This is a genomic window from Streptomyces sp. NPDC001027, assembly GCF_040299045.1.
GTDB lineage: Bacteria > Actinomycetota > Actinomycetes > Streptomycetales > Streptomycetaceae > Streptomyces.
The window spans coordinates 1-23806 of the sequence record NZ_JBEPBI010000037.1; the positions used below are offsets into that span (position 1 = coordinate 1).

A 23806-nucleotide genomic window follows, 5' to 3' on the forward strand; every position below is an offset into this window, starting at 1 on the left:
CAGCACGGTGCGGGCGACCGGGTTGCCGAGCGTGTCCAGCCCGACGGCGTTCGTGCGCCAGGCCAGTCTCGGGGCGCCGTGCAGGGCGTCGACGACCAGCTGCGGCTTGGCCTTCACCTGGTTCAGGCGCTCGCCGAGGTTGGCCGCGCGCAGCGCGTTCACGGCGACGTCGGCGGCCTTGGGCGCGGACACCTTCGGGGTGACGTCGGGCAGCGAGATCGCCGCCCCGGTCGCGCGGTTCGCGCTGCGGTACGAGCCGTCGGGGGCCAGATGGACCACGAAGTCCCCGCCGAGCACGGGAAGTTGACGGTAGGTGCGGTCGTAGCGGACGTGCTGGGCGCCGTCCTTGTCGACGACCACGTCACGCACGGACGTGGCCTGCCCGGAGGTGAGGCCCAGGGCCGCGGCCCGGTCGACGAGGACCGCCGCCGCGTTGTCGAGGGCGGTGGCGCGGGTCGGTCTGTCGGCCGCACCCGCGGCCGGGGAGAGCGCGGCCGCAAGCAGTGCGGCCGTGGTGACGGCGATGCCGGTGGTGGCGAGACGGGAACCTCGGACGTGCTGCCGTATCCGACTCATCAGTCTCTTCGGTCTCCTCAGGAAGGCGCCGTGGGGGCGCGCGTGGGGATGGCGCTGACGTCGTCCTGGCATTTAAGAGGCCTCGACATGTCATGTCCATAGCATTGGCGCGAGGGACCGGTGCAGGGGCGGTGAGGAGAGAGAATCGTTTCCGTGACCGCCCCCGCACTCCCCTTCTTCGTCTACGGCACCCTGCGCCCCGGCCAGGTCAACCACGACCTCTTCCTGCACGGCCGCACCGTGCGCGAGGAACCGGCCCGGCTGCCGGGCGCGGTGCTGTACGACGGGCCCGGCTATCCGTACGCGGTCGAGGAGCCGGGCGACGCGGGCCCGAGCGTCACCGGGGACCTCGTGACGGCCCGCCCCGAGGCGTACGCGCACCTGCTCGCCGACCTCGACCGGCTGGAGGAGTACGCGCCCGGCGACCCGCGCAACCTCTACGAGCGCGTCGCGCGCGAGGTGACGAGGACGGCCGGCGCCGCTCCCGTCCGCGCCTGGGTGTACGTGGCCGCGCCCGCCGTCGCCGCCGGTCTGCGGGTGCACGGGAAGCCGATCGCGGGCGGCGACTGGCTCACCCGGCGCTGACCGGTCACCCGTTCACACTCCCGTCCGGAGGGTTTTCCGCGCGACTCCGTCCATACCCGGGTGACCTGGTGAAACGCACAGGCGGACCCCTGCGGCCGCGGGACGTCCGACACCCGTTCATCCCATTCCTGACACACCGTCAACAAGCGCGTCCGTCCCGCTGCGACTTTCCTTCGAAGGGCAGGGAATCTCGAGGAGCGAGCTCGAAGGAGCATCGATGCGACGACGGACCGTCCGTCTGCTGACCGCCCGTCTGCTGACCGGTGCCGCGCTCGCCGTCACCGCCGCGGCCGCCTTCGCCGCGCCCGCGCACGCCGTCGCCGCACGCGGCGGCGCCACGTCCGACGCCGGGCGCCTGGAGGTGTACCCGGCCACCGCGGTGCCGGGCGGGCAGGTCTCGGTGAACACCGAGGACTGCGGGGCCGGCGCGGCGGCCGGCGACGCCGGAGCCGTGGGCGCAGGCCGCTTCCCGCTCGCGCCCGACGGCCACGAGGGCGAGGCGGCCGGACGGTTCGGGGTGCCGCCGAGCGCGCAGCCCGGCACGTACGAGATCGTCGCGGAATGCGCCGCGGACGGCCGGCGGATCACCGGGGACCTGGTGGTCGTGCTGGCCTCGGACCGGCGGCAGACGCTGCCGCGAGGAAGTGTGAAGACGGGGGTCGGCGGCGCACTGGGCCCCGACCCCGTACAGACCGCGGCCGGCGTGGCGGCTCTCGCCGTCGCCGCCGCGGGCGGTACCTGGCTCCTGCATCGCCGGGCGAGAGGCGACGGGATCTGACGGACACCCTCCGCTGTCCGTCCGCCGGTACCGCATGTCCCCTCCCCCTCCGGGTCCGACGCCCCTCGCGGCCCGGAGGGGGACACGGGACACGCCTGACGTCACAGAAACGGGGGCTCCCGATGCGCAGGGTCGGCAACACCGCCATAGCCGCCGTCACCGCGGCCGCCCTGTGCAGCGGCGCGTGGCTGCTGCGCAACGGCGCCGAGACGCACGCCCCGCCGCAGCCGTCCGCCGCCGAGGCCCGCGCGGCCGACCCCGCCGGCGCCGACAGCACCGGCGTCGGCGGCGGATCCGCCCCGGCGCTGCCGCCCTCCCCGCCCGACCGCGTCCGCATCCCCGCGATCCATGTGGACGCCCCGCTGACGGGCCTCGCCCTCACCTCGTCCGGCAGCCTCGGCGTCCCACCCGCCGAGAGGGAGAACCTCGCCGGCTGGTACGAGGCGGGCGTCACCCCCGGCGAGACCGGCACCGCGATCGTCGCCGGCCATGTCGACAACGCCGACGGTCCCGCCGTCTTCTACGACCTCGGCGCACTGCGCAAGGGCAGCGCCGTCGAAGTGGACCGGCGCGACGGCCGCGTCGCCGTGTTCACCGTGGACGCCGTCGAGGTCTACCCGGCCCGCGACTTCCCCGACGAGAAGGTGTACGGGGCGGCGAGCAGGCCCGAGCTGCGGGTGATCACCTGCGGCGGCGGATACTCGAAGGCGACCGGCTACCAGGGCAACGTGGTGGTGTTCGCCCACCTGACCTCCGCCCGCGGCTGACCGCCCCGCCCCGGCGTCGCGCATCCGCCGTCCGCCCTCCGCCGTCCGCCCTCCGCTGTCCGCCGCCGCTCACCCTGGCGTCCGCCGCCCCGCAGAAACCCTCACACTCCCGCCCGGCGTCCGCTGAGGGCAGCGTTCCTCGCGGGAAACAACCGTGATGCGGCCGGGTAACGTCGGCAACGCACGCTCCTGGACATGACCTCGAATTCGCGTGTGGTGGTGATCGGAGCCGGCCTCGCGGGCGCCCGACTCGCCCGCCGGCTCGGCGAGCTGGGCACGCCCGCACTGCTCGTCGGCGAGGAGGAGCACCGGCCCTACAACCGGGTCCTGCTCGCCGAGGTGCTGGCCGGCCGGTACGCCCCCGAGGTGATCTCGCTGCCCGCGCCCTCCGGACTGGTCCGGGCCCGGGTCACCGGCATCGACCGCGACCGGCGGACCGTCTCCTGCGCGGACGGCTCCGAGATCGCGTACGGCACGCTCGTCCTCGCGACCGGCTCCAACCCGGTGCTGCCGCCGCTGCGCGGCCTGTTCACCCCCGACCACGTCCTGCCGGAGGGCGTCCACGCCTTCCGGACCATGGACGACTGCCTCGGGCTGTCCAAGGCGGTGCGGCCGGGCGTCCGGGCGGTCGTCATCGGCGGCGGGCTGCTCGGCGTCTCGGCGGCCCGCGCGCTCGCCGTGCGCGGCGCCCAGGTCGTCCTCGCCCAGCAGGCCGAGCGCCTCATGGAGCGCCAGCTCGACCCCAACGCCTCCCGGCTGGTCCTGCGGCACCTGAAGGACCTCGGCGTCGAGGTCCACACCGAGTGCCGGGTGCGCGACGTCCGCTGCCTGGGCGGCGCCGTCCGCTCGGTGGAGATGGCCGACGGCTACGCCCTCGACGCCGACCTGGTCGTGCTGGCCTGCGGCGTCTCGCCGCGCGCCGGTCTCGCCAAGGACGCCGGGCTCGCCGTCCACAAGGGCGTCCTCGTCGACGACGAACTGCGCACCTCCGACCCGCACATCCGCGCGATCGGCGACTGCGCGCAGCACGACGGGACCGTGTACGGCCTGGCCGCCCCCGCCCTCGAACAGGCGGACGCGCTGGCCGAGTCGCTCGCCGGGCGGGCGACCCGCTACACCGGCACCCGCGTCCTCACCCGGCTCACCCTCGCCGGGAACAGCGCCTTCGACCTCGCCGCGTTCGGCGAGACCGAGCCGCTCCCCGGCGACGACGTCGTGCAGCTCGCCGACGCCACCCGGGGCACCTACCGCAAGGTCGTCGTCCGCGACGACCGCCTGGTCGGCGGGGTCCTCGTCGGCGAACTCGGCACCGTCGGCGCGCTCGCCCGCGCCTGGGAGGGAGCAGAGCCGCTGCCCTCCGACGGCGGCCCCCTGCTCCACCTGCTCACCAACGATGGAGGCTCCTGATGACCACCGCCGCCCCGGAGGCCACGGAGGCCACCCCCACGATCGTGCTCGTCGGCCACGGCATGGTCGGCCAGCGCTTCCTCGAGGCGCTCGCCGAGCGCGGCCTGACCGCCACCCATCGCGTGGTCGTGCTCTGCGAGGAGCCGCGTCCGGCCTACGACCGGGTCGCCCTCACCTCGTACTTCTCGGGGAAGACGCCCGAGGACCTGTCGCTCACCGACCTGGAGTTCATCGCCGCGCACGGCATCGAGCTGCACGTCGGCGACCCCGCGGAGACCGTCGACCGCGAGGCCCGCCGGGTCACCGCCCGCTCCGGACTGGTCGTCGACTACGACGTCCTCGTGCTGGCGACCGGCTCCTACCCGTTCGTCCCGCCGGTCCCGGGCAAGGACGCCGAGGGCTGCTTCGTCTACCGCACCATCGACGACCTCCTCGCCATCGAGGAGTACGCGAGGACGCGCGCCACGACCGGCGCCGTCGTCGGCGGCGGGCTCCTCGGCCTGGAGGCGGCGGGCGCCCTCAAGGGCCTCGGACTCACCTCGCACATCGTGGAGTTCGCGCCCCGGCTGATGCCTGTCCAGGTCGACGCGGGCGGCGGCGCGGCCCTGCTGCGCACCATCGAGGACATGGGCCTGTCCGTGCACACGGGCGTCGGCACCCAGGAGATCGTCGTCGGCGAGGACGGCGCGGTCACCGGGATGAAGCTCTCCGACGGCTCCGAACTCGCCGCCGACATGGTGGTGTTCAGCGCCGGTGTGCGCCCCCGCGACCAGCTCGCCCGCGACTGCGGACTGACGGTCGGCGAGCGCGGCGGCATCACCGTCGACGAGCAGTGCCGGACCGTCGCCGACCCGCATGTCTTCGCGATCGGCGAGTGCGCGCTGGCTGCCGACGGCCGGGTGTACGGCCTGGTCGCGCCCGGCTACGAGCAGGCCGAGACGGCGGCGGCGACGATCGCGGCCGACGAGGCCAGCTTCACCGGCGCCGACCTGTCGACCAAGCTGAAGCTGCTCGGCGTGGACGTGGCGTCCTTCGGCGACGCGCACGGCGCCGCCGAGGACTGCCTGGACGTCGTCTACTCCGACTCCCGCTCGGGCCTGTACAAGAAGCTGGTCATCGGCCGTGACGGCACCCTGCTCGGCGGCATCCTCGTCGGCGACGCCGACGCCTACGGCACCCTGCGGGCGTTCACCGGGTCCGTGCCGCCGGTCTCCCCCGAGTCGCTGGTCCTGCCGGCCGGTTCCGGCGAGTCCGTCCAGCTCGGCCCGTCCGCGCTGCCCGACGAGGCGATCGTCTGCTCCTGCCACAACGTGTCCAAGGGCGCCATCCGCGGCGCGGTGACGGAGCACTCCTGCACGACCGTGCCCGAGGTCAAGAAGTGCACCAAGGCCGGCACCGGCTGCGGCAGCTGCGTGAAGGTGCTCGGCCAGCTGGTCACCGCCGAGCTGGAGGCGAGCGGCGTCGAGGTCGACAAGGGCCTGTGCGGCTGCTTCTCGCAGACCCGCGAGGAGCTGTACGAGATCGTCCTCGCCCTGCGCATCAACACCTACCAGGGCCTCCTGGACCGCTACGGCCGCGACGACGCCCGGGGCGGCGACGGCTGCGACGTCTGCAAGCCCGCGATCGGCTCCATCATCGCGTCCCTCGCCCCGACCATCGGCGCGAGCGGCTACGTCCTGGACGGCGAGCAGGCGGCGCTGCAGGAGACCAACGACCACTTCCTGGCCAACCTGCAGAAGAACGGCTCCTACTCGGTCGTCCCGCGCATCCCCGGCGGTGAGATCACCCCCGAGGGCCTGATCGTGATCGGTGAGATCGCCCGCGACTTCGGCCTCTACACGAAGATCACCGGCGGTCAGCGGATCGACATGTTCGGCGCCCGCGTCGAGCAACTCCCCCTCATCTGGACCCGGTTGGTGGACGCCGGTTTCGAGTCCGGCCACGCCTACGGCAAGTCCCTGCGCACCGTGAAGTCCTGCGTCGGCCAGACCTGGTGCCGCTATGGCGTCCAGGACTCCGTCCGCATGGCGATCGACCTCGAGCTGCGCTACCGGGGCCTCAGGTCGCCGCACAAGCTCAAGTCGGCGGTGTCGGGCTGCGCCCGCGAGTGCGCCGAGGCCCAGTCGAAGGACTTCGGCGTCATCGCCACCTCCAACGGCTGGAACCTGTACGTCGGCGGCAACGGCGGCGCCACCCCGCGCCACGCCGACCTGCTCGCCCAGGACCTGTCCGACGCCGAACTGATCCGCCTGATCGACCGGTTCCTGATGTTCTACATCCGCACCGCCGACCGCCTGGAGCGCACCTCGACCTGGCTGGAGCGCATCCCCGGCGGCCTGGACCACGTGCGGGACGTGGTGGTGGAGGACTCGCTCGGCATCTGCGAGGAGCTGGAGTCCCTGATGACGGCGCACGTGGCGCACTACGCCGACGAGTGGGCGACCACCATCAACGACCCCGAGAAGCTGGCCCGGTTCGTGTCCTTCGTGAACGCGCCGGACACCCCGGACCCGGTCGTCGGCTTCGTCCCCGAGCGCGACCAGATCAAGCCCGACCTGCCGCTGCTGACCATCGGCCACCGACCCCTGGAAGGGAGTGCCCAGCGATGACCCTGGCGCCCGAGACCACCGACCTGAAGGTTCAGCTCCGACTGGCACAGGACGAGGAGGAGTGGTTCACGGTCTGCGACCTGAGCCTGCTCGTCCCCGGCCGGGGCGTGGCCGCCCTGCTGCCGGACGCCCGCCAGGTCGCCCTCTTCCGCGACCGCGCCGGCGAGCTGTACGCCGTCGACAACCGCGACCCCTTCAGCGGCGCGGCCGTCCTCTCCCGCGGCCTCACCGGCACCGACCGGGGCCGCCCCTTCGTCGCCTCCCCCCTGCTCAAGCAGCGGTTCGACCTGACCAGCGGCGAGTGCCTGGACGACGAGACGGTACGCATCCGCACGTACGAGGTCCGCACGGCCTGACGGTCGGGCGGCCTGACGGCCTGATCGCCTCACCGCCGGGTGGTCCGACCACGGGGTGGTCTGGCGGCCTGGTGGTCTGACGGTCGGGCGGTCTGGCGACCAGAGGGCTCGAGGGGTGCGGCCAGCCCGGCCGCCGTCGGGGCGTCGGGCCTCCAAGCCTTCAGGTCTTCAGGTCTTCAGGTCTTCAAGGCCTCGTACGACACCCCGGTCAGCTCCTCCGAGGCGGTCCACAGCCGGGCCGCCACCCGGTCGTCGAGGGTCCAAGGCGCGCGCCACGACGGTGCGGGAGCGCCGCGCCACATCGCGAGGGACGGGCCGGTGAACGAGTCCGGACGGACGCCGGGCGCGGTCGCCGCGTACAGGACGGGCAGCGCACCGGCCTCGGCGGTCTGCGCGAGCACCCGGTTGCCGAGCGCCATCATCCGCTCGGCGGCCCGGCGGCCCTCCGCGCGCGGACCGGCCGTCTGGAGGTTGGTCGACGCGTATCCGGGGTGCGCGGCCGCCGCCACGACGTCGGCGCCGTTCGCCGCGAGCCTGCACGCCAGCTCGTGCGTGAAGAGCAGGTTGGCGGTCTTGGACCGCCCGTAGGCGACCCAACGGCGGTACTTCTTCTCGGAGTTGAGATCCCCCGGGTCGACGGCGCCGAGCAGGTGCGCCATGCTGGACACGGTGACGATCCGAGGCCTCGGGGCCCGGTCCCGCGCGGCGAGCAGCGTCGGCAGCAGAAGCCCGGTGAGGGCGAAGTGCCCGAGGTGGTTCACCCCGAACTGCGTCTCGAAGCCGTCGGCGGTGACGCCGTACGGCATCGCCATCACACCGGCGTTGTTGACGAGCAGATCGAGCCGCTCGTACGGCAGCGACGCGGCGAACGCCCGCACGGAGGCGAGATCCCCGAGGTCGAGCGAGCCCAGCTCCACCTCGGCCTGCGGAACTTCCGCACGCAACCGCTCGACGGCGTCCCTCCCCCGCGCCTCACTGCGGCAGGCGAGCACCACGCGTGCACCCCGCCGCGCGAGCTCCCTCGCGGTGACGTACCCGAGTCCGCTGTTGGCCCCGGTGACCACGGCGGTACGACCGCCCTGGTCAGGCATGTCGCGCACACTCCAGGCAGCCATGGCCGTCTTCCCTCCGCACTCCCCGCGCCGATCGCAGGCACAGCGTACGGCGGCCCTGGCCGGGGCCCGCGCGAGGGCCTCAGCCGCCGACCACCCGGTACCCGTCGGCGTAACCGATCAGCGTGTTCTCGAACCGCAGCTCGACCGGACGCTCGCAGAGGACGACGACGTCCTCCAGGGGCCACCACCTGCCGACCCGGTACAGGACCTCCTGCGCGGTCTCCAGCGCCGGCGAGGCGGGCAGTCCCGCCGCGGCCAGCATGCAACGCCACCGGATCAGCTCCCACGCCGAACCCCAGCAGTCCAGACCGCCGCCGAACTCCTCGTAGAAGTAGATCTCCTCCCTGCTCGGCGGCGGTGGCGGCGTGATGACGTCCCCGTCCTGCTCAGGCCGCACGACGCGCTCCGGAACGGGACCGCGGACCCTCCCCAGCAGGTCGTGATGGACCGAGAGGGCCAAGCGGGTCAGGGGCGGGTGCGGCGACGAGCCGAACCTCTTCGTCATCTCCTGCTCCAGCTCGTACGCGCCGTGCACGTCCTGGTCCCAGTAGAAGTCGAGCTGGTCGTACATCGGAAAGCCCAGGGCATCCACCAGTCGCGCCTGCGCGTCGGCGAAGTCGACGAACGCGTGACCCACCGCCCGTCTCTCCTTCCCGGCCGCCGGCGCCTGTCGGCGAAGAAGTGCCTCAGCCCGCCGCGCGAACTCCGGCGGCGCCGATATCGGCGGCCCGGCGACGGCGTCGCCGAGCAACGTCCCGTCGAGCCGGTCCTCCCGCCCGTGGCGCACCACCCAGGACGCCAGCGCGCCGCCGAGCGGTGACTCCATCCACACCGCGGTCCGCGGGACGGCCATGCCGTGGGCCCGGTACGCCTCGGCGACCGCCGCCTCCGCCGCCACCCGGTCGCATCGCTCCGTGGACAGCGCCGCCCTCAGCAACCTGTCGGACTCCGCCGCCACCCGCTCCGCGACCGCCCCGGTCACCAGCTCTTCGTATCCCATACCCCCACACCTCCCCCTCCGCCGCCTGGACCACGCCCGGGCGGGCGCCCGGCGCGACAGCGCCGACGGAAGCCCTCCGGCCCGGCGTTCTCGCCGTCCGCCTCCTCCCTTGCCGCCGAGTAGCGTCTTGACCCTCACACGGTGTGAGGCGGTCAGCTCGGAGACATCATGTTCACCATCGGAGACTTCGCCCGGCACGGCCGTGTCTCGGTCCGCATGCTGCGTCACTACGACGCGGTGGGACTGCTGCGTCCGGCCCATGTCGACCCCGCCAGCGGCTATCGCCACTACACCGCTGCCCAGCTCGCCCGCCTCAACCGGATCATCGCTCTCAAGGACCTCGGGTTCACCCTCCAGCAGGTCCGGGACATCGTCGACGACAGGGTCGACGTCGAGGAACTGCGCGGCATGCTGCGGCTGCGACGGGCCGAGCTGGAGACGGCGGTGGCCGCCGCGGGAGCACGGCTGGTCCAGGTCGAGGCGAGGCTCCGAGCCATCGAGAGCGAGGGGCACATGCCCACGAACGACGTCGTCATCAAGAGCGTCCCTTCCCTCAGGGTCGCGGAGCTGACCGCGACCGCGGCGAGTTACGGGCCGGAGGACATCGGCCCGGTCATCGGGCCGCTCTACGAGGAGCTGTTCCGACGCCTGGACTCGGCGGGCATCACCCCCACGGGCCCCGGCGTCGCGTACTACGAGGACGCCCCGGAGGGCGGCGGCGGAATCAGCGTCCACGCCGCCGTCCAGGTATCCGCCCCCTTGCAGGACGACGTCCTCCGTGTCGTCGACCTGCCGTCCCTTGAGGAGGCGGCGACGATCGTGCACCGCGGCTCGATGGACACCGTGCTCCCCACCGCCCAGGCTCTGGCCCGCTGGATCGACGCCAACGGCTACCGGCCGGTCGGATACGCCCGGGAGATCAACCTGGAGTGCCCCGAGAACCGCGACGAGTGGGTGACCGAGTTGCAGGCCCCGGTGATCCGGACCTGATCACCCACAGCCCGGACGGTCTCGCCCGGGGTCAGCTCGTGGCCGGGGGTCAGCTCGTGGTCGGGGGTCAGCTCGTGGCCGGGACCACGGTGCCGAAGGAGGCGGCGGCTATCTTCTGGATGTAGCGGGCCTCGGCGCCGTCCAGACCGGTGGGATTGAGCGAGTAGACGAACTTGCGGGCGAGGTCCCGGGTGGCGAACACACCGCTGGTGTAGCCGGGACGGGAGCCGGTCTTGCCCCAGACCACGGCGCCGTTGGACGCCTTGACCCGCATCAGGCCCATGGTCATACAGGCCCGCCCTGCGTCGGCCTCCGCCCGGCACTGGCTGCTACGGAAACTGGGGACGTCCGGGACCGCGAAGAGCTCGGCCTGCTGCGCCGGCGGAAGGAAGCGGCCGCGGAAGAGCGCGGATATGAAACGGTCGAGGTCGGCGGGGGTGGAGATCATGCCGCCCTCGGCCCAGGGCCAGGGACTCTGCTCCGTGACGTCCACCGGATGTGCAGTGCCGTCAGAGGACTTGACCGTCAGATAGGCGTGGGAGTGCGGGCTCGGCAGCCGCGGATCGTGGGCGTCGGGGACATACGTGTCGTGCAGGGCCAACGGCCGGGCGATGCGGGACCGCACCTCCTCGGCGAAGCTGTGTCCGGTGACCTTCTCGACCAGCATGCCGGCGACGTAGTAGTTCAACCCGCTGTACTGCTGCGCGGTACCCGGCGCGAACTGCATGGGCTGACCGGCCATCAGGTCGATCACCTGCTGCGGTGTGAAGCTCTTGAAGCGGTTGGCGGCGAACCACTCGGGACTGTGGTCCCCGAAGTCGGGGTCGTCCGCGCCGCGCGGAAGGCCGCTGGTGTGGTTGAGCAGCTGACCGACGGTGACGGGCGGCAGGTCGGCAGGCACGACGCCCGGCAGATACCGCTGGACGGGCTCCTTCAGATCGATCCGGTGCTCGGCGGCGAGCTGGAGGACGATCGTGGCGGTGAACACCTTGGAGATACTGCCGATCCGGATGTGCGCGTCGGATGGCACGCCCTGACCGGTCTTCAGGTCGCCCACACCCGAGGTGCCCGACCAGTGGCCCGCACGACCGGTGATCCGTAACAGCGCTCCGGTGACGTCACTGTTCGGCAAGCCGCTGATGGCGGCCTGGAGCGCGACCGGATCGAGGCCGGGCAGCGGCGCGGCGACGGCAGCGCGGGTCGGGCCCGGAGTGGCGGCGGAGGCGGGCGCGGCCAACGCCGTGGCCAGCAGGCTTCCGCAGGCGGCCAGGGTGATCCAACCGGTTCGACGCGCAGAGCTGTTCACTGTGGGGCGCTCCATGAGGGTGACGTTGGCGGTGGGACCGGCAAGCGTCCGGCCCACCACCAGTCTCATCCGCACCGGCGCCCCAGCCCATCAGGGAGTCCCCTGAGCCGACCCCGATCCAACCCTGGTACACACCCGGGCTCCCCTGCGGCGCAAAAAGAAAGGGGCGGTACCCGACCGGGCACCGCCCCTCCCCCACCCCCGTCATCAATCCCGTCGAATCAACTCCGGATCAATCCGCCGCCCCACCAACGGCAAGGACCCCAGAGCAGCAACGACGACGACCCCAACCGCCGCCGCCAACAACAACGGCACCCCATCCCCGTCCCAGAAGATCTCGCCCCCACCGGTGACCAGATAACTGGACTCAGCCATCTTCCCGGTCACTACGGCAAGCACGAGCCCGACCGTCAACGGCAGTACGACTTGGGCCACTTGAACGGCCTGCAGAGTTCGAGGCTTCACCCCCAGCAACGTCAGTGCGGTGACCTGCGGGCGCCGCTCCACGGCCCTGTCGGTGGCAGCCACGAGGTAGGCGGCCACACCGATGATCAGCCCGAGGATCATGCCCACGGCCAGGAGCGTCTTGATCACGGCGATCTGCTGAAGAGCTGCGACGTCGACGCCGTCCAACTCAACCTCGATCGTGGGGTCGACTCCTGCGATGCCCTCAAGTACAGAGCGCACAGTGTCGTGATCGGAGCTGCTGATGAGGGCCAGCGTGGCCCTGGTCTGCGGACGAAAGCCCTCGGGAAAGGCGGAGGGCGGGATCAAGACCGAGCCGCTGCCGGCCAACTGCGTCGCAGTGTCGTCGTGATACTGGATCGTCCGGGACGGCACTTGAACCGTCACAAAGCGGCGCTTGCCCTCCGCGTTCTGCAGGTGGAAGGGGAAGCGGCTCCCTACCTTGCTGAACTCATTGTCGGAGTGGTCCGAAATCATGAGCCGCGCAGAACGCCCTTCCACACAGTTCTCGACCACAGAGGCCATTCCGCGCAACTGGTCGCAGGTGGCGATCACCGCACTGATACTGCTCGGCCACTTCTCACTGTTGGGGTCGGTCCATGAGCTCGCCAGAACGGCGTGCCCTTGCACTCCTGACACCCGTTTCATGGCCTGCTCCGCACGAGGGCTCAAGCCGTTGAGCGGCATCGTGTAGAGCTGAACCCGTGCGGTGTTCTTCGACACTTGGTCCAGTTCGATGAGCACTCCCTGAGTAAGGGACGCGGCGTACACCAGAAGCACCAGCCCCGTCGCCACGCGCAAAGCTCCGCCCGGTTCCATCTCGTTGCGACGCATGGCCAGGCCGAGGGACAGTGAACTCGTCACTCGGGCCACCCTGCGGGCAAGAGCACGCGAGAGAATCGGAAGCGTCAACACGAGACCCGCACCGACCAGCACGACGGCGAGAGGCATCAGGATCGCCGAGAGCGAGGTCTCACTGGGGGCATGCCCTGTCGCTCCAGCTACGCAATACCCGATGACGATGCCCATGCCCGGAACGAGCGGCAGCAGCCCCCACAGGCGAGGCGGCTTCTCCACCGCACTGCGCCTCACAGCCAGTGGGTTGGCGGCAGCCTTCTTCGCACCCGCCCTGCCCACGAACCAGGCAAGCACCGGGCACCCCACCAGGCAGACCAGCAACGTGCTCCCAGGCAGCGCACCGTCACTCGGGTACCACTTGAATCCAGGCAGCCCCACTCGTGACACCAACTGGTTGACGACCCAGTACGCGCCCAGACCGAGAACGGCGCCCAGCAGGGCTGCGGCGACAGTCTCCGCGGCGTTGACGCGCTGCGTGCCCTTTCTGCTCAGACCGAGCAGACGCAACGCGGCCAGCCGCCTCATTCGAGAGGCAGCCGACAGTCGAGCGCAGACGGACAGGAACACCGCCAGCGGAAGCAGGACGACTCCGGCGAGAGTGAAACGGAGGATGTCAAGCGTCGAGGGTTCGACGGTGGGATATCGCGCCTCCAGGTCTCCAAAACCTGACAAACGCCCGCCACCCTTGACTTCGTTGCGGCTGACGCCGACGTACGCGTAGAGCTCGTCAGGGTGAGCAAGTCCTGCGGCGGAGATGAGGCCTACCTCTTTCCCAGGCAGGAGCTTAGCGAGGCCGGGATCACGATTGAGAAGTTCCTGAACCCGCGGGGAAACAAAAAACTCGCCAGGACCGGGGAGACCAGGCAGGCCTGGCGGTGGATCGATGCGACCATTCCCCAGGGCGATGAAAATTCGGGTGAGCGATTCTGAACCATAAGGGTCCAGGCGCGTGAGCGCCAGACCGCCGCCCGTAGTCGAGAGACAGGAGCCTCGCCCATTTGCGCAATCCGGCTCACGCGCCGCCTTGCGAGCGTCCTGCGCGGCCAGAATGCCGGGAATCGCGAGAACAACCGCGAGACAACACACCCCGACAGCGCTACCTGCGGCCATGAGCAGGAAGCGCAGTCGATTACCACGTCCGCTGCCCAGCAACAGCCGAAGCCCCAGGAGGAGTTCCTTCATGACGTCCCCTGAGCTTCGAGCATGCCGTCGCGCATGATGTAACGACTGTCTGCCTGAGCTGCCACTTGGTCGTCATGCGTCACCAGTAGAACTGCTGTCCCTTGAGAGCGGGCAAGAGCCAGAAACTCCCCCAGCACAGCTGTGGCGTTGGCGCTGTCAAGTGATCCAGTGGGCTCATCTGCGAAAACCACTGCCGGTTTATGCACCAGAGCACGAGCTACCGCGACACGTTGACTTTGCCCTCCTGAGACCTGCGAAGGCCTACGCGTCCGCAAATTCGCCACCCCGAGTCGCTCCAGGACTTCGCCAGCGGCCGCAAGTGCCGGAGCTTTACGTTGGCCGGCTAGCCTCAGAGGCAAAGCCGTGTTTTCCTCTACCGTCAACTCCGGGAGCAGTTCGCCGTACTGGAACACAAACCCGAAGCGCTCGCGACGCAAGCCACTGAGTTCCTCATCATCGAGTTCACCAAGTACGCGCCCCTCGAAGCGAACCTCACCGTGCGCAACGGGCAGGACCCCAGCAAGACAGTACAGGAGGGACGATTTACCGGAACCGCTCTGTCCAGTGATAGCCGCAATCTCACCCCGACATAGGCTAATCGCAGCAGCCCTGACAGCGGGCGTCTCCCCGTACGAGAGCTCAACGCCGTTGGCAGAAAGAACTTCTGACGTGTTGATGTCTTTCCCCTATCAAGAGGCCGAGCCCAGGCTTGTCCACCTGGGCTCGGAGTTTCACAACAGGCTCAGCCTCGGTCCCAGTTGTGCGAAAAGGATTGCACCGGTGCGCAGTTGTCCGGGCGAAGCGATCCTCGATCGCGACACACCCTGAGCTTCACTTTTCCGGTGTACCGCTGCGCGCCATCCCAATTCGAGTGATGCAGCCGGACCGAGCGCCGTTGCTTGCCGTAGTAGCGCACCCACTCGTGCCCGTGGACCTTCACCTCTACGTAGACGTTGTGCCGGTCCGCCGCAATGGCGTCTTCAAGCTGGCCCCACCATTCGAATGCTCCATGATTGACACCGGGCCGGTTGAACAAGTAGTGCCCCTCAGTGAACGCGACACCTTGCGGCTCGAGCACCGGGATCTCACCTCTCACCGGCGACGCAAACGCCGCCACCGCCGCGCTGAGCACCAGGCCCACTGAAGCCACGCCGAGCACTGCCCTCTTCACGCATACCTCCATCACCACCAGCGACGCAGTCATCGCCTTGAGTAACGGACTGTAGCGGTGCGTATGTTGACAGAAACGATCTATCACCGCGTAACCACCACATCAGGTGATCGACTTCCAGCCACCGGGCATGCAAAAAGAAGACGGCACCCCCGCACAGGGTGCCGTCTTTCTTGGGGCGGGGCCGTCGGCGATCGGTGAGGGTCGGGGACCGGCGGCGGCTCCGGGGTCAGGGTCGCCCGGAGGGCGGGCTCAGCGGTGGTCGCTGCCCGTGGACTGCGTCGCCGCGCGGCCCGCCTCCAGGCGGGCGACCGGGATGCGGAACGGGGAGCAGGAGACGTAGTCCAGGCCGACCTCGTGGAAGAAGTGCACGGACTCCGGGTCGCCGCCGTGCTCGCCGCAGACGCCGAGCTTCAGGTCGGGGCGGGTGGCGCGGCCGGCCTCCGCCGCGGACTTGACCAGCGAGCCGACGCCGTCCCGGTCGATGGTCTCGAAGGGGCTGACGCCGAAGATGCCCTTCTCCAGGTAGGCCGTGAAGAACGAGGCCTCCACGTCGTCGCGGCTGAAGCCCCACACCGTCTGGGTGAGGTCGTTCGTGCCGAAGGAGAAGAACTCGGCGGCCTCGGCGATCTGGCCGGCGGTGAGGGCCGCCCGCGGCAGCTCGATCATGGTGCCGATCGCCAGTTTCAGTTCGACGCCCGTCGCCGCCTCGACCTCCGCGATGACCTGGTCGGCCTCCTCGCGGACGATCTCCAGCTCCTGGACCGTGCCGACCAGCGGGATCATGATCTCGGCGCGCGGGTCGCCCTTGGCGTTGCGGCGCTCCGCGGCCGCCTCGGCGATGGCGCGGACCTGCATGGTGAACAGGCCGGGGATGACCAGGCCCAGGCGCACGCCGCGCAGGCCCAGCATCGGGTTCTGCTCGTGCAGCCGGTGCACCGCCTGCAGCAGCCGCAGGTCGTTCTCGTGGGACTCCTGGCGGGACTCGGCCAGCGCCACGCGTACGGACAGCTCGGTGATGTCGGGCAGGAACTCGTGCAGCGGCGGGTCCAGGAGACGGACCGTCACCGGGAGGCCGTCCATGGCCTCGAAGAGCTCGACGAAGTCCTTCTTCTGGAGCGGGAGCAGCTGCTTCAGCGACTCCTCGCGTTCCTCCTGCGTGTCCGCCAGGATCAGACGCTCCACCTGTTCGCGGCGGTCGCCGAGGAACATGTGCTCGGTGCGGCACAGGCCGATGCCCTGGGCTCCGAAGCGGCGTGCGCGCAGCGCGTCCTCGGCGTTGTCGGCGTTGGCGCGCACCCGCAGCCGGCGCTTGCGGTCGGCGAAGGCCATGATGCGGTGGACGGCTTCGACGAGCTCGTCGGCGTCGTCGGCGCCCGCGTGCATCCGGCCCTCGAAGTACTCGACGACCGGGGAGGGGACGACCGGGACCTCGCCGAGGTAGACCTTGCCGGACGAGCCGTCGATGGAGATGACGTCGCCCTCCTCCACCACGTGGCCGCCCGGCACGGTCATCCGGCGGCGCTTGGTGTCGACCTCGAGCTCCTCCGCGCCGCAGACGCAGGTCTTGCCCATGCCGCGGGCGACGACCGCCGCGTGGGAGGTCTTGCCGCCGCGGCTGGTCAGGATGCCCTCGGCGGCGATCATGCCGTCGAGGTCGTCGGGGTTGGTCTCGCGGCGGACGAGGATGACCTTCTCACCCGAGCGGGACCACTTGACGGCCGTGTAGGAGTCGAAGACCGCCTTGCCGACGGCCGCGCCGGGCGAGGCGGCGATGCCCCGGCCGACTTTCTCGACCTTCGCGTCCTCGTCGAAACGGGGGAACATCAGCTGGGCGAGCTGGGCTCCGGTGACGCGCTGCAGCGCCTCCGTCTCGTCGATGAGGCCCTGGTCGACGAGCTGGGTGGCGATGCGGAACGCGGCGCCGGCGGTGCGCTTGCCCACGCGCGTCTGGAGCATCCACAGGTGGCCGCGCTCGATGGTGAACTCGATGTCGCAGAGGTCCTTGTAGTGGTTCTCCAGCGTCTCCATGATGCCGAGCAGCTGGTCGTAGGCCTTCTTGTCGATCTGTTCCAGTTCGGCGAGCGGGACGGTGTTGCGGATGCCGGCGACGACGTCCTCGCCCTGGGCGTTCTGGAGGTAGTCGCCGTAGACGCCCTGGTGGCCGGAGGCGGGGTCGCGGGTGAAGGCGACGCCGGTGCCCGAGTCGGGGCCGAGGTTGCCGAAGACCATCGAGCAGATGTTGACCGCGGTGCCGAGGTCGCCGGGGATGCGCTCCTGGCGGCGGTAGAGCTTGGCCCGGTCGCCGTTCCAGGACTCGAAGACGGCCTTGACGGCGAGGTCCATCTGCTCGCGCGGGTCCTGCGGGAAGTCCCGGCCGGCCTCGGTCTTGACGATCTTCTTGAAGCGGGTGACCAGCTTCTTCAGGTCGGCCGCCTCCAGTTCGGTGTCGACGGCGACCTTCTTGGCCTTCTTCGCCGCCTCCAGCGCGTCCTCGAAGAGCTCGCCGTCCACGCCGAGGACCGTCTTGCCGAACATCTGGATCAGTCGGCGGTAGGAGTCCCAGGCGAAGCGGGCGTCGCCGGCCTGCTCGGCCAGGCCCTGGACCGACCGGTCGGAGAGGCCGATGTTCAGGACGGTGTCCATCATTCCCGGCATGGAGAACTTCGCGCCGGAGCGTACGGACACCAGCAGCGGGTCGTCGGCCTGGCCGAGCTTCTTGCCCATCCGGTCCTCGAGGGCGACGAGGTGTGCACTCACCTCGTCACGCAGTGCCGCCGGCTCTTCGCCGCTGTCGAGGTAGACCTTGCAGGCCTCGGTGGTGATGGTGAAGCCGGGAGGGACGGGGAGGCCCAGGTTGGTCATCTCGGCGAGGTTCGCGCCCTTGCCGCCGAGGAGGTCCTTGAGTTCCTTGTTGCCCTCGGTGAAGTCGTAGACGAACTTCACGCCCTCAACGCTCGCGGCCTGCTCGGCACCATGAAGATCTTTGTTTTCCGACACGGGTCTCGACTCCTCGAGGACGCGGTGGCTGCCCTGACGGGCAGGAACATACCCAGATCAAAGGCTTCTGGGTACGTCCACTTGCGCGTCATGTGCGCGTAACCAGCCCTCCGCCAGCGGATCGAAAGTCAAGGCTTGGCAAGCGCTGAGCACTCGATGTTTTCACCTCTTGAACGCAAGCACCTCCCATCCGACTTCCATTGCGCTCAGATGAGCGTCTAGTGGCGCGATTGTTTTCGATCGATGAACGATCAAGGGGTGGCACTCAGTGCCACCCCTTGGAGAAGTGCAGTCGCTCTTGATTCGCTCATCTGAGCACTACCCCCCTCAGGGGTGGCGAGAATCACGCTTCCCCAGGCCTCCCGATGTCACGATGCGGACGCTCCGCGGGCGCGGCGGGGCGGCGGAAACCCGCCCGTCACACGAGCGTGCCTCAGACCCCCAGGGCCAGCAACCGCTCCTCGGCCCGCTCGGGCGCGTACAGGTGCTCCACGACCAGCGCACCCGCCCCGACCAGGCCCGCCCGCTCCCCCAGCCGAGAAGTCACGACGTCCAGTCGGGCGGTGGAGCGGGGCAGCGCGCGCTGGTAGAGCAGCTCGCGCACGCCGGTGAGGAACGCGGTTCCGGCCAGATCCCCGGCGATCATCAGCACCCCGGGGTTGAGCAGCGTCACGACCGTCGCGAGCACGTCCCCGACGCTGCGGCCCGCCTCACGGGCCAGCGCGGCCGCCTCGGGGTGCCCGGCGGCGAGCAGGTCGCGCACATCCGAGCCGGACGCCGCGGGCACGCCCGCCTCCGCCAGCCGGCGGGCCACGGCGCCGCCGCTGGCGACGGCCGCGAGGCAGCCGTGCGACCCGCAGCGGCACAGCGCGTCCGCGCCCACCCGGATGTGCCCGATGTCGCCGGCCCCGCCGTCCACGCCGCGGAAGATCGCGCCGTCGACCACGACTCCGGCGCCGATGCCGGTCGACACCTTGACCAGCACGAACGCCGAGCAGTCGGGGTGACCGGTGCGCTGTTCGCCGTACGCCATCAGGTTGGCGTCGTTGTCGACGAGGACCGGGACCGCGGCGGGCGCGCCGGTCCGTTCCGTGAAGGCGCGGGACAGGCGGCCCCTTATGTCGTAGCCGTCCCAGCCCGGCATGATCGGCGGCTGGACGACCCGCCCCGTGTCGGAGTCGACCGGGCCGGGGACGCCGAGTCCGATGCCGCAGACCTCCTGCGGCCCGTGGCCCGCCTTCTCCAGCAGGTCGGCGAACCAGCCGCCGAGCGCGCCGAGCACGACGTCCGGGCCGTCCTCGACGACCAGCGTGCCGCCGCACTCCGCCAGGATCTCCCCGGTCAGCGTCAGCAGGGCGGCGCGCGCGTGCCGGGTGTCCAGGTCCGCCGCGAGGACGACCGCGTGGTCGTCGTCGAACTCGAGGGTGATCGAGGGGCGGCCCCCCAGCGGCGAGTCCACCGGGCCGCCGGCGCCCTCGCGCAGCCAGCCCGCACGGAACAGCCGGTCCAGGCGTTGGCCCACGGTGGCGCGGGAGAGTCCGGTGGCCTGCTGGAGGGCCCCGCGGGTCGTCGCCCGGCCCGTGCGCACCAACTCGAGCAGATCTCCGGCGCTGCCCTGGCCCCGTCCCGTCATGCGCACCCCCTTGTGTTCATCAAGCCTGCATTACATATTGAGTTCTGCGTGTTAAATAGACGTAACCCTACGGTAGCCACTGCCGAGCCTCTGCCGCGCGGCCCGCCGCGCGCGGTGGTCTCGTCGTCTTCGGGGAGCCCCGCGTTGGATCGCACCGCCCAGCTCGTCGGCCGCGCGGCCGAGCCCGCCGTCGCACACCTCACGGATGCCCCGGACGCCCCGGGTGCCACAGGCCTCACAGATGCCAGGAGCGTCACAGGTGCCACGGGTGCCACAGATGTCATGGGTGTCACCGCGCCCGCGCCGCCCGGCGGCTCCGCCTCCCTCCGTGCGCTGCACAGCGCAGCGGCGGCGGTGCTGGACGCCAACTGGACGGGCACGTCGACGGTTCCCTCGCGCGGTCTGTATCCGCACCAGTGGTCCTGGGACTCGGCGTTCGTCGCCATCGGACTGCGGCACGTCTCGCCGCGCCGGGCGCAGACCGAGCTGGAGACGCTGCTGAACGCCCAGTGGGGCGACGGGCGCATCCCGCACATCGTCTTCAACCCCTCCGTGCCGCTCGACGCGTACTTCCCGAGCCCCGACTTCTGGCGCTCCTCGACCGCGGGGCGCGCTGCGGGCGCCCCGCGCACCGTACAGACCTCCGGCATCGTGCAGCCACCGGTGCACGCGCTCGCGGCCTGGCTGGTGCATCGCGCCGATCCGGGGCTCTCGCGGGCCCGCGGCTTCCTCGCCCGGGTGTACCCGAGGCTGGCCGCCTGGCACCGCTATCTGGTGCACCGGCGCGACCTGGGGGGCGGCGGGCTGGCCTCGGTCGTCCACCCGTGGGAGCAGGGCATGGACAACTCCCCGAGCTGGGACGCCCCGCTCGCCCGGATCACGCCCGCCCCCGCCCGCTCCTTCCGTCGCGCCGACCTCGACCACGGCGCGGCCGAGGACCGTCCGACCGACCTGGACTACGGACGGTACGTCCGGCTGGCCACGGACTACCGGGACGCGGGATACCGGGACGCGGGCCACCGGGACGCGGGATACCGGGACGCAGGCCGCCGGGGCGCGGGATACCGGGACGCGGGCCACGTCGGCCCGGGACATGCCGGCGGCTCGGGTCGGGTCGACGGCTTCGCCGTCGAGGACCCGTCGTTCAACGCGCTGCTCATCGCCTCCGAGCACGCCCTCGCCCACATCGCGGACGAGCTGGGGGCCCCCGGCGCGGCCCGCCACGCGCGCGCGGAGCGGCTGACGGCGGCGCTCGTCGAACGGCTGTGGGATCCGGCGGAGGGCATGTTCTTCTGCCGGGACGTCAACGGCGGGGGCCTCGTGCCGGAGCGCGGCGTCTCCGGCCTCGTGCCGCTCCTGCTGCCCGGCCTGCCGCGCGAGGTCGCCGCCGCCCTCGTACGGACCCTGCGCGGACCGCACTTCGGGCTGGGCTCGGCCACCCGCCTCGTGCCCAGCTACGACCTGCTCGGCGAGGCCTTCGACCCGCACCGCTACTGGCGCGGACCCGCGTGGTTCAACACCAGCTGGCTGCTGCAGCGGGGTCTCGCCGTGCACGGCGAGCACGCCGGGGCCGAGGCACTGCGCCGGGCGGTGCTCGACCTCGCGGGCTCCTCGGACTTCGCCGAGTACGTGGACCCGTACACCGGCGAGGCCTGCGGCACGACCGGGTTCAGCTGGACGGCCGCGCTCACGCTCGACCTCGTCCACCGGGACGGGCCGGGCATCGGTACCAAGGGAGGGGACCTGGCATGACGGACCGGCATCATCTGCTCGTGTACGGCGGGACGTTCGCCGCCGTGGACGACCGCGGGGACATCAGCGGAGTGAGGGGGACCGGCACGGCCGCCGGGTCCCCGGAGGGACTGTTCGTCCGGGACGCCCGGCACCTCAGCCGGTGGCAGCTGACCGTCGACGGCGCCGTGCCGGAGACGCTCTCGCCGGTGACGGACGCCGAGGCCACGCGGTGTGTGCTCGTCCCGCGCGGCGGGCGGGACGAACCGCCGTCCTGCACGGTCTTTCGCGAACAGGCCGTCGGGGACAGCTCGTTCGTGGAGTCGCTGCGGGTGGTCAGCAACCGTCCGGTGGCGACGACGGTGCGTCTCGCGGTCACCGCCGACGCCGACTTCGCCGACCAGTTCGAGCTGCGCGCCGACCACCGCACCTACGCGAAGTCCGGGGCCGTCCGCCGCCGCCAGGTCCTCGACGACGGGGTGGAGTTCGGCTACCGGCGCGGCACGTGGGCGTCCTGTACGACGGTGACGGCCGAGCCCGCGCCGGACGCCGTGGAGGAGACCGGCGCCGGTGCGCGCCGTCTGGTGTGGAGACTGGAGCTGGAGCCGCACGGCACGGCCGAGCTGGTCCTGCGGGTGATGGCCCGGCCGCACGGTGAGCGACGGGCCTTACGCGTGCCGCGCTCGCCGGCCGCGGTGGCCGGTCAACTGAAGGCGCTGGAGGACGAGTTCACCGAGGGGGTGGCGTTCCCCACCGGCTGGCCCGCGCTGGCGGCCGCCTGCGCGCGCGGTCTCGGGGACCTGGCCGCCCTCCAGGTCCTCGCGAACGGTCCGGACGGCGAGGAGCTGCGCGTGCCCGCGGCGGGCGCTCCCTGGTTCCTGACGCTGCTGGGCCGCGACGCCCTCCTCACCTCCCTCTTCACGCTTCCCTACCGCCCCCGCACGGCCGCCGCCACGCTGCTGGCGCTGGCCGCGGCCCAGGCCACCGAGGCGTCGCCGCGGACGGTGTCCCAGCCCGGCAAGATCGTGCACGAGGTACGGCACGGCGAGCTCGCGCACTTCGGGCAGGTGCCGTTCGGCCGCTATTACGGATCGGTCGACGCCACCCCGCTGTTCCTCGTGCTGCTCGGCGCGTACGTCGAGCGGACCGCGGACACCGCGCTGGCCCGGCGGCTGGAGCCGCACGCCCGGGCGGCGGTCGGCTGGATGCTGGACCACGGCGGGCTCACCACCCGCGGCTATCTGGTCTACCGGGCCGATCAGGGCGGGCTGGCCAACCAGAACTGGAAGGACTCCCCCGGCTCCATCTGCTCCGCCGACGGCGTCCGCGCCACGGGAGCCGTGACGGCGGCCGGAGCCCAGGGGTACGCCTACGACGCGCTGCGCCGCACGGCGTGGACGGCGCGCACGGTGTGGGGCGACGCGTCGTACGCGGCCCTGCTGGAACAGGCGGCCGCCGACCTCCGGGACCGTTTCCAGCGGGACTTCTGGATGCCGGACCGCTCCTTCCCGGCGCTCGCCCTGGACGGCGCGGGCCGCCAGGTGGACGCGCTCGCCTCGGACGCCGGGCATCTGCTGTGGTCCGGGCTGCTGGACAAGGAGTACGGGGAAGTGGTCGGCCGGCGCCTCCTCGAGCCGGACTTCTTCTCCGGCTGGGGCGTGCGCACGCTGGCGGCCGGGCAGCCGGCGTACCACCCGCTCTCGTACCACCGCGGCTCGGTCTGGCCGCACGACAACGCGCTGATCGCGCTGGGCCTCGCCCGCTACGGCCTGCACGACGAGGCCCGGACGGTCGCGCACGCGCTGGTCGACGCGGCGGCCGCGACGGGCCACCGGCTCCCCGAGGTCCTCGCCGGCTACGGCCGTGACACCCACGCCGAGCCGGTGCCGTACCCGCACGCGTGCGCCCGGGAGTCCCGATCGGCCGCGGCCCCACTGGCCCTGCTGACAGCAGTCGGCGGCGCGTAGCGGCGCCACACCGCGGCGACGGCGCAGCCCGGCCGCGCACGGCGACGCGGCGGCGGCAGGTCGCGCGCGGCGGCGGGGCGCGACGCCGTCGTCCGCGCACGGCGGCAGTGGCGACGGTCGACCCGCGCACCACGACCGGGCGGCGGGGTCGGCCGCGCGCGCAGCAGCCATCGCGCACAGCGGCCATGGCGACAGTCGGCCGCGCGCAGCGACGGCTCGACGAGGCCGACCGCGCACAGCCAGGGGGCCACAGGCCGGGCGCGCGCAGCGGCAATGCGGCGGCCGGGCGCGCGGCGGGGCGACGACCGGG

General features: G+C 71.6%; 17 protein-coding genes and 1 pseudogene. 9 read left to right on the forward strand and 9 right to left on the reverse strand.

Annotated features, from left to right (window positions below; genetic code table 11):
- Nucleotides 1-576: pseudogene (locus ABT300_RS13570) on the reverse strand (M4 family metallopeptidase); the annotation flags it as partial.
- 153 nt (nucleotides 577-729) lie between these two features.
- Between ABT300_RS13570 and ABT300_RS13575 the strand changes: the two are divergent.
- The 6 genes from ABT300_RS13575 to nirD all read left to right on the forward strand — a co-directional run bounded on the left by ABT300_RS13575 (nucleotide 730) and on the right by nirD (nucleotide 7078).
- A complete protein-coding gene (locus ABT300_RS13575) occupies nucleotides 730-1161 on the forward strand; it encodes a gamma-glutamylcyclotransferase family protein (protein WP_351674647.1) in 432 nt (143 codons plus the stop codon).
- A 217-nt stretch (nucleotides 1162-1378) separates the two neighbouring features.
- The gene (locus ABT300_RS13580; RefSeq protein ID WP_351674648.1) at nucleotides 1379-1939 is read left to right on the forward strand and encodes a GVDTG sorting domain-containing protein; all 561 of its coding nucleotides are present in this window, start codon (nucleotides 1379-1381) and stop codon (nucleotides 1937-1939) included.
- Nucleotides 1940-2061: 122 nt separating this feature from the next.
- A complete protein-coding gene (locus ABT300_RS13585) occupies nucleotides 2062-2706 on the forward strand; it encodes a class F sortase (RefSeq protein ID WP_351674649.1) in 645 nt (214 codons plus the stop codon).
- 195 nt (nucleotides 2707-2901) lie between these two features.
- On the forward strand, nucleotides 2902-4113 hold the full coding sequence (locus ABT300_RS13590; RefSeq protein ID WP_351674650.1) for an NAD(P)/FAD-dependent oxidoreductase: 1212 nt from the start codon (nucleotides 2902-2904) through the stop codon (nucleotides 4111-4113).
- Nucleotides 4113-6722 (forward strand): nitrite reductase large subunit NirB, encoded by a 2610-nt coding sequence (gene nirB / locus ABT300_RS13595; RefSeq protein ID WP_351674651.1) that lies wholly within the window; start codon nucleotides 4113-4115, stop codon nucleotides 6720-6722. Before ABT300_RS13590 ends, nirB begins: the two co-directional genes overlap by 1 nt.
- Nucleotides 6719-7078, forward strand: a complete 360-nt coding sequence (gene nirD, locus ABT300_RS13600; protein ID WP_351674652.1) for a nitrite reductase small subunit NirD — start codon at nucleotides 6719-6721, stop codon at nucleotides 7076-7078. Before nirB ends, nirD begins: the two co-directional genes overlap by 4 nt.
- A 176-nt stretch (nucleotides 7079-7254) precedes the next feature.
- Here the strand turns inward: nirD and ABT300_RS13605 are convergent, their stop codons facing one another.
- Both ABT300_RS13605 and ABT300_RS13610 read right to left on the reverse strand, forming a co-directional pair.
- Complete coding sequence (locus ABT300_RS13605) at nucleotides 7255-8193, reverse strand: oxidoreductase (RefSeq protein WP_351674653.1); 939 nt, start codon at nucleotides 8191-8193, stop codon at nucleotides 7255-7257.
- 79 nt (nucleotides 8194-8272) lie between these two features.
- The gene (locus ABT300_RS13610) at nucleotides 8273-9193 is read right to left on the reverse strand and encodes a DUF6745 domain-containing protein (RefSeq protein WP_351674654.1); all 921 of its coding nucleotides are present in this window, start codon (nucleotides 9191-9193) and stop codon (nucleotides 8273-8275) included.
- A gap of 168 nt (nucleotides 9194-9361) precedes the next feature.
- Here ABT300_RS13610 and ABT300_RS13615 point away from each other — a divergent pair, with 168 nt between their 5' ends.
- Nucleotides 9362-10183 (forward strand): MerR family transcriptional regulator, encoded by an 822-nt coding sequence (locus tag ABT300_RS13615; protein ID WP_351674655.1) that lies wholly within the window; start codon nucleotides 9362-9364, stop codon nucleotides 10181-10183.
- Nucleotides 10184-10250: 67 nt separating this feature from the next.
- On the opposite strand, the gene ABT300_RS13620 is transcribed toward ABT300_RS13615, so the two are convergent.
- From ABT300_RS13620 to ABT300_RS13645, 6 genes are all read right to left on the reverse strand, one after another.
- Nucleotides 10251-11504, reverse strand: a complete 1254-nt coding sequence (locus ABT300_RS13620) for a serine hydrolase domain-containing protein (protein WP_351674656.1) — start codon at nucleotides 11502-11504, stop codon at nucleotides 10251-10253.
- 192 nt (nucleotides 11505-11696) lie between these two features.
- On the reverse strand, nucleotides 11697-13994 hold the full coding sequence (locus ABT300_RS13625; RefSeq protein ID WP_351674657.1) for an FtsX-like permease family protein: 2298 nt from the start codon (nucleotides 13992-13994) through the stop codon (nucleotides 11697-11699).
- Nucleotides 13991-14671, reverse strand: coding sequence for an ABC transporter ATP-binding protein (locus ABT300_RS13630; protein ID WP_351674686.1), 681 nt, complete (start codon nucleotides 14669-14671; stop codon nucleotides 13991-13993). The genes ABT300_RS13625 and ABT300_RS13630 overlap by 4 nt, the downstream gene beginning before the upstream one ends.
- A 65-nt stretch (nucleotides 14672-14736) precedes the next feature.
- Entirely contained in the window at nucleotides 14737-15198 is a 462-nt protein-coding gene (locus ABT300_RS13635; RefSeq protein ID WP_351674658.1) for a hypothetical protein, read from the reverse strand.
- 219 nt (nucleotides 15199-15417) lie between these two features.
- Nucleotides 15418-18165, reverse strand: coding sequence for a pyruvate, phosphate dikinase (gene ppdK, locus ABT300_RS13640; RefSeq protein WP_452988745.1), 2748 nt, complete (start codon nucleotides 18163-18165; stop codon nucleotides 15418-15420).
- A 433-nt stretch (nucleotides 18166-18598) separates the two neighbouring features.
- Nucleotides 18599-19798: an ROK family protein gene (locus ABT300_RS13645; protein WP_351674659.1), complete on the reverse strand. Its 1200-nt coding sequence runs from the start codon at nucleotides 19796-19798 to the stop codon at nucleotides 18599-18601.
- Nucleotides 19799-19942: 144 nt separating this feature from the next.
- On the opposite strand from ABT300_RS13645, the gene ABT300_RS44445 reads away from it, so the two are divergent.
- Nucleotides 19943-21550: an MGH1-like glycoside hydrolase domain-containing protein gene (locus tag ABT300_RS44445; RefSeq protein WP_502977931.1), complete on the forward strand. Its 1608-nt coding sequence runs from the start codon at nucleotides 19943-19945 to the stop codon at nucleotides 21548-21550.
- The gene (locus ABT300_RS44450; RefSeq protein WP_502977932.1) at nucleotides 21547-23496 is read left to right on the forward strand and encodes an amylo-alpha-1,6-glucosidase; all 1950 of its coding nucleotides are present in this window, start codon (nucleotides 21547-21549) and stop codon (nucleotides 23494-23496) included. The genes ABT300_RS44445 and ABT300_RS44450 overlap by 4 nt, the downstream gene beginning before the upstream one ends.
- Nucleotides 23497-23806 lie beyond the last annotated feature (310 nt).